Raw genomic sequence first — 6,998 nt, forward strand, 5'->3', positions numbered from 1 at the left:
CTCGTCGTTCGGCAGGGCCTGTTGGCGCGCTCTATTGTCTTTCTGGACAATATGCCTTGAAAAGTGCGCTGGATATCCCCATTTGAGGCAATCTCATGAGGGGAGAAAGTGACAGCTTTCGGCCCGATAATTTAAAGGATTGATACCATGGTTGCGGTTCGCGATATTCATTTGAAAGACAACTTCACCCTGGAAGAGTGGGTCAGCTCGCTCTCCTTGAGTGACAGTGAAAAGGATCAGCTGCGAACCGTCTACCAGTATTGTCTGACGCTCGGTGACGAGGCGCTGACCAGCAAGCTGTTGGTGCGCGGCATCGAAATGGTGGGCATTCTGCAGATGCTCAGCATGGATATCGGTACCCTCAAGGCCGCCATCATCTACCCCTTCGTCGAAGCCGGTCTCATCAGCCAGGAGCGGATGGATGAGGATTTCGGCTCCAAGATCGCCAAGCTGGTGGAAGGGGTGCTGGAGATGGAGGCCATCCGCTCCCTGCAGACCCTCCATCGCAGCGAAACCTCGCCGGAGCAGGTCGACAACGTGCGTCGCATGTTGCTCGCCATGGTCGAGGATGTGCGCGCCGTGGTGATCAAGCTGGCGGAGCGGATCGCCTGCCTGCGGGAAGCGAAGACGGCAGATGAAGAGACCCGGGTGCTGATGGCCCAGGAGATCACCAACATCTATGCGCCGCTCGCCAACCGTTTGGGCATCGGCCAGCTCAAGTGGGAGCTGGAAGATCTCGCCTTCCGTTACCTGCACCCGGATACCTACAAGCAGATCGCCAAGCAGCTCGACGAGAAGCGGCTCGACCGCGAGCGCTACATCCGCGAGTTTGTGCAATCCCTGCGTAATGGGTTGAAAGAGGCGGGAGTTGACGCCGAGGTGTACGGCCGCCCGAAACATATCTACAGCATCTGGCGCAAGATGCAGAAGAAGCACCTCGAGTTCAACGAGTTGTTCGACGTGCGCGCAGTGCGGGTAGTGACCAAGCGGCTGCAGGATTGCTATGCGGCGCTTGGTATCGTGCATACCCAGTTCCACCACATTCCTCGCGAGTTTGACGACTATGTCGCCAACCCCAAACCCAACGGCTATCAGTCGATCCACACCGTCGTGGTGGGGCCAGAGGGCAAGACCGTCGAGATCCAGATCCGTACCGACCAGATGCATCAGGATGCCGAACTCGGCGTCGCGGCGCACTGGCGCTACAAGGAAGGGGCACAGGCAGGTGGCAAGGCCAACACCTTCGAAGACAAGATCGAGTGGCTGCGCAAACTGCTCGCCTGGCAGGAAGATCTCTCCGAGAGCGGCTCCCTGCTGGAAGATCTGCGCAGTCAGGTGTTCGAGGACAGAGTCTACGTCTTCACCCCGAAAGGGGATGTTATCGACCTGCCGGCAGGCGCCACCCCGCTCGATTTTGCCTATCACGTCCACAGCATGATTGGTCACCGTTGCATCGGCGCCAAGATTGACGGCCGCATCGTGCCATTCACCTACGCGCTGCAGACCGGCGATCAGGTGGAGGTTATCACCCAGAAAGAGCCCAACCCGAGCCGCGACTGGATGAACCCCAACGCCGGCTTCCTGCGCTCCAGCCGGGCGCGGGCCAAGGTGGCGACCTGGTTCAGAAAACTGGATCGGGACAAGAATATCGTGGCCGGTCGCGAGCTGTTCGAGAAGGAGCTGGATCGCCACAACCTCAGCATGTCCAAGATCGACAAGGGCAACATGCTGCGCCGCTTCAATCTGGAGAGCACCGACGATCTGCTGGCCGGTATCGGCAGCGGCGATATCCGCATCAACCAGGTGCTCAACTATCTCGACACCTGTTACAACAAGCCGACGGCGGAAGAGGAAGATCGCCGCCTGTTGGAGAAGCTGGAGCAGAAGGCCAATGCGCCAATGCGCCACAAGCCCAAAGACCATATCGTGGTGGAAGGGGTCGGCAACCTGATGACCCATATTGCCCGCTGCTGTCAGCCGATCCCTGGAGACTCCATTCAGGGCTTTATCACCATGGGGCGCGGGGTGTCCATCCACCGGGAAGATTGCGAGCAGCTCAAGGAGCTGTCACGTCGCAACCCCGAGCGGCTGATCGATGCGGTGTGGGGGGAGAACTACTCCGGCGGTTACGGCCTCACCATCCGGATCATCTCTAACGATCGCTCCGGCCTGCTGCGCGATATCACTACCGTGCTGGCCAACGAGAAGATCAATGTGATGGGGGTGCGCTCACGCTCCAACGTGCGCGAGCAGACTGCCGAGATCGACATGGAGCTGGAGATTTACAACATCAACGCCTTCAACCGGGCGTTGGCCAAGCTCAGTCAGCTCAATGACGTAATTAGCGCCAAGCGGCTTTGATAGCGAACCGACCGGCCCCAGTGGCCGGTCTGCATTTACGACCCTTTTTGAACAAATCGAAAGCGAATATTCCATGTCCCAACGTTACGATCTACCCCAACTGCTCGATATCATGGCTCGTTTGCGTGATCCGCAAAACGGCTGCCCCTGGGATCTGAAACAGGACTTCCAGACCATAGTGCCGCACACCCTGGAAGAGGCCTACGAGGTGGCCGATGCCATCGAGACCGAAGATTGGCAGGGGCTGAAAGGGGAGCTGGGCGACCTGCTGTTTCAGGTGGTGTTTTACGCCCAGCTGGGTAAGGAGCGTGGGCTGTTTGACTTTGCCGATATCGTCGATACGGTGAGCGAGAAACTCATTCGCCGTCATCCCCACGTTTTTTCCGATGCAGACCTTGGCGACGAGAAAGCGGTAAAAGCGAACTGGGAGGCAGAAAAAGCCAAAGAGCGAGCGGCCCTCGACAAAGAGAGCGTGCTGGACGATATCCCGCAGGCGCTGCCGGCCCTGACCCGTGCCGCCAAAATTCAGAAACGCTGCGCCACCGTTGGTTTTGACTGGAAGACGCTGGGGCCTGTGGTGGACAAGATCCACGAAGAGATCGACGAGGTGATGGAAGAGGCATTGATGGCCGATGTGGACGAGGCGCGGGTGAGCGACGAGCTCGGCGACCTGTTGTTTGCCACCGTCAATCTGGTGCGTCATCTGGGCAAGGATCCGGAGCAGGTACTGCGAGGTGCCAACGCCAAGTTCGAACGTCGTTTTCGTCAGGTTGAGCAGATAATCGCCGCAGAAGGGTTGAAAATGACCGATTGCACCCTCGAAAAGCTCGATGCCGCCTGGGATAAGGCGAAGGAAACCGAGCAAAGTTGATTTGGCGCAAGATGGGGGGGCGGTGAGCCTGATAGATTTTTGCTCATTGTTTGGGAGAGGGGTTTTTGGTATACTGTTTCCCCGTCCTGCTTCATCCCCGAAGCACCCCTTAAAATTCCCTAAACTTCTTTCAGGTTCAGCATGACGACCAAATATATTTTTGTTACTGGTGGCGTTGTTTCATCCCTCGGCAAAGGCATTGCCGCAGCTTCTCTGGCAGCCATTCTGGAAGCCCGTGGTCTGGATGTGACCATCATGAAACTGGACCCGTACATCAACGTGGATCCGGGCACCATGAGCCCGACCCAGCATGGTGAAGTGTTCGTAACCGAGGACGGGGCCGAAACCGATCTGGATTTGGGCCACTACGAGCGTTTCATCCGCACCAAGATGACCCGTCGCAACAACTTTACCACCGGCCGTATCTACGCCGACGTACTGCGTAAAGAGCGTCGTGGTGACTATCTGGGCGCCACCATTCAGGTTATCCCGCACATCACCAACGCCATCAAAGAGCGGGTGATTGCCGGTGCCGAAGGCCATCAGGTTGCCATCGTCGAAGTGGGCGGTACCGTGGGTGACATCGAGTCCCTGCCGTTCCTCGAAGCCATTCGTCAGCTGGCTGCCGAAGTGGGCCGCAACAACGCCATGTTCATGCACCTGACGCTGGTTCCTTACCTGGCTGCGGCCGGTGAAGTGAAGACCAAGCCGACCCAGCACTCCGTCAAAGAGCTGCTCTCCATCGGTATCCAGCCGGATGTACTGATCTGCCGCTCCGACCGTGCCATTCCGGCCAATGAGCGCGCCAAAATTGCCCTGTTCTGCAACGTGCCCGAGCGCGCCGTCATCTCCATGAAAGACGTCGACTCCATCTACAAGATCCCGGCACTGCTGAAATCCCAGAATCTGGACTCCTACTTCACCGAGCGTTTCGGTCTGGAGTGCAAAGAGGCTGATTTGTCCGAGTGGGAACAGGTTATCTACGAAGAGGCCAACCCGACTGGTGAAGTGACCATCGGTATGGTCGGTAAGTACGTCTCCCTGCCGGACGCCTACAAGTCCGTCAACGAGGCGCTCAAGCACGGTGGTCTCAAGACCCGTCACTCCGTCAACATCAAGTACATCGACTCTCAGGATATCGAGACCCGTGGCGCCGAGCTGCTGGAAGGTCTGGACGCAATCCTGGTGCCGGGTGGCTTTGGTGAGCGCGGTGTGGAAGGCAAAATCCTGGCTGCCCAGTATGCCCGCGAGAACAAGATCCCCTACCTGGGTATCTGCCTCGGCATGCAGGTTGCCATGATCGAATTCGCTCGCAACGTAGCGGGCATGGAAGGGGCTCACTCCTCCGAATTCAAGAAAGATTGCGCCTATCCGGTCGTCGGCCTCATCACCGAGTGGGTTGATGAAGAGGGCAATATCGAGACCCGTACCGAGAAGTCCGATTTGGGCGGTACCATGCGTCTGGGTTCCCAGCTCTGCCACCTGGTCGAAGATTCCAAGGTGCGTCAGATGTACGGCAGCCCGACTATTTACGAGCGTCACCGTCACCGTTACGAAGTCAACAACAAGCTGCTGCCGCAGATTGAAGCGGCAGGTCTGAAAGTGACCGGTCTCTCCGCCGACAAGAAGTTGGTGGAAATCATCGAGATCCCGGATCACCCCTGGTTCGTGGCTGCGCAGTTCCACCCGGAGTTCACCTCAACTCCTCGTGATGGCCACGCTCTGTTCGCCGGTTTTGTGAAGGCGGCAGGCGAGTATCAGAAGCGTAATTTGAAGTAATTGAAAATAAATGCGGTTGGGGCACTGTGCCACAGCCGCTTTTTTTGGCATATTTTTGTTGTTTTTTTACGAAACCTGAGGAAATACACATGTCCAAGATCGTTAAAGTGATCGGTCGTGAAATCATCGACTCCCGTGGTAACCCGACCGTTGAGGCCGAAGTTCACCTGGAAGGTGGTTTTGTTGGTATGGCAGCCGCTCCGTCTGGCGCGTCCACCGGTTCCCGCGAAGCGCTGGAACTGCGTGACGGCGACAAGAGCCGTTTCCTGGGTAAAGGCGTGCTGAAAGCCATCGAAGCCGTAAACGGCCCGATCGCTCAAGCTCTGCTGGGTAAAGATGCCAAGGACCAGGCCACTGTCGACCAGATCATGATCGACCTCGACGGTACCGAGAACAAATCCAAGTTCGGCGCCAACGCCATCCTGGCTGTTTCCCTGGCTAACGCCAAAGCTGCCGCTGCTGCCAAAGGCATGCCGCTGTACGCCCACATCGCCGAGCTGAACGGCACCCCGGGTGTTTACTCCATGCCGCTGCCGATGATGAACATCATCAACGGTGGTGAGCACGCCGACAACAACGTCGACATCCAGGAGTTCATGATCCAGCCGGTTGGCGCCAAGACCCTGAAAGAAGCCGTTCGCATGGGCGCAGAAGTGTTCCACAACCTGGCCAAAGTGCTGAAGTCCAAGGGCTACAACACTGCAGTTGGTGACGAAGGTGGTTTCGCTCCGAACCTGAAATCCAACGCCGAAGCGCTGGAAGTTATCGCTGAAGCCGTTGCCGCTGCCGGTTACAAACTGGGCACCGACATCACCCTGGCTATGGACTGCGCTGCTTCCGAGTTCTACGACGCAGAGAAGAAAGAGTACAACCTGAAAGGCGAAGGTCGTGTCTTCACCTCCAACGGTTTCTCCGACTTCCTGGCTGACCTGACCACCAAGTTCCCGATCGTCTCCATCGAAGATGGCCTGGACGAATCTGACTGGGAAGGTTTCGCCTACCAGACTGCTGAACTGGGCAAGAAAATCCAGATCGTGGGTGACGACCTGTTCGTAACCAACACCAAGATCCTGAAGCGCGGTATCGACAACGGCATCGCCAACTCCATCCTGATCAAGTTCAACCAGATCGGTTCCCTGACCGAAACTCTGGCTGCCATCAAGATGGCCAAAGACGCTGGCTACACTGCCGTCATCTCCCACCGCTCCGGTGAGACCGAAGACGCTACCATCGCCGACCTGGCTGTTGGTACCGCTGCTGGCCAGATCAAGACCGGTTCCATGAGCCGTTCTGACCGTGTTGCCAAGTACAACCAGCTGATCCGTATCGAAGAAGCTCTGGGTGCCAAAGCTCCTTTCCGCGGTCTGAAAGAAGTTAAAAACCAGGCTTAATTTGCTGGTTTGCCAGCCTCGGCTGGAATGAAAAAAACCGGAACCCTTGGGTTCCGGTTTTTTTATGCCTGATCCTTGCCACAACAGCCTGAGAGGTGAGGGGCTGTGGCTCTGGTCTCGGGTCAGACAAAGGGGAGCATGCGCTGATAGCGCCCTGCATGCGCCTTGAAGCCCAGCTTTTCAAACAGGGCGATAGAGCGGACGTTATCTGCATCGATATCTGCGGTGAGGCGGGTGACTCCCAACGTGCTGGCGTGGGCGAACAGCAATCCCAGCGCCTCCGACATAAACCCTCTGCGCCAATAGGCCGCATTGAGCAGGCAACCCACCTCGCAGCAGTGGCCCGCCTCACTGAAACTGTGCAGGCCGCAGGTGCCGATCACCTTATTGCTCTTCCGCTCGACAATCGCCCACTCTAGCGACTCCCCCGTTTGCTCCAGCCGCACCACGCTTGCCATCAACTGCGCCACCATGGTGGGAGAGGTAAAGCAGGGATCAGAGGCAAACTCCATGGTCAGTGTGTATGGAGATGGTATTCACCTGACAGTTGCCCACAAAAGGGAGTGGTCATACGGCTTCAAACCGGATAACAAAAC

The 6,998-nt window shown here is 57.4% G+C and carries 5 protein-coding genes; 4 read left to right on the forward strand and 1 reads right to left on the reverse strand.

Going from position 1 to position 6,998, the window contains the following annotated elements:
- Positions 1-147: 147 nt before the first annotated feature.
- From relA to eno, 4 genes are all read left to right on the forward strand, one after another.
- A complete protein-coding gene (gene relA / locus NOM06_RS16380) occupies positions 148-2,361 on the forward strand; it encodes a GTP diphosphokinase (protein WP_005335588.1) in 2,214 nt (737 codons plus the stop codon).
- A 73-nt stretch (positions 2,362-2,434) separates the two neighbouring features.
- Entirely contained in the window at positions 2,435-3,232 is a 798-nt protein-coding gene (mazG, locus tag NOM06_RS16385; RefSeq protein ID WP_005343326.1) for a nucleoside triphosphate pyrophosphohydrolase, read from the forward strand.
- A 141-nt stretch (positions 3,233-3,373) separates the two neighbouring features.
- Entirely contained in the window at positions 3,374-5,011 is a 1,638-nt protein-coding gene (pyrG, locus tag NOM06_RS16390; protein ID WP_005343329.1) for a glutamine hydrolyzing CTP synthase, read from the forward strand.
- An 89-nt stretch (positions 5,012-5,100) separates the two neighbouring features.
- On the forward strand, positions 5,101-6,402 hold the full coding sequence (gene eno / locus NOM06_RS16395) for a phosphopyruvate hydratase (RefSeq protein WP_005335583.1): 1,302 nt from the start codon (positions 5,101-5,103) through the stop codon (positions 6,400-6,402).
- Between the two features lie 122 nt (positions 6,403-6,524).
- Here the strand turns inward: eno and NOM06_RS16400 are convergent, their stop codons facing one another.
- Complete coding sequence (locus NOM06_RS16400) at positions 6,525-6,914, reverse strand: GNAT family N-acetyltransferase (protein ID WP_255912379.1); 390 nt, start codon at positions 6,912-6,914, stop codon at positions 6,525-6,527.
- Positions 6,915-6,998: the final 84 nt, after the last annotated feature.

It is taken from the genome of Aeromonas sp. JL9 (assembly GCF_024436075.1).
Lineage (GTDB): Bacteria > Pseudomonadota > Gammaproteobacteria > Enterobacterales > Aeromonadaceae > Aeromonas > Aeromonas veronii.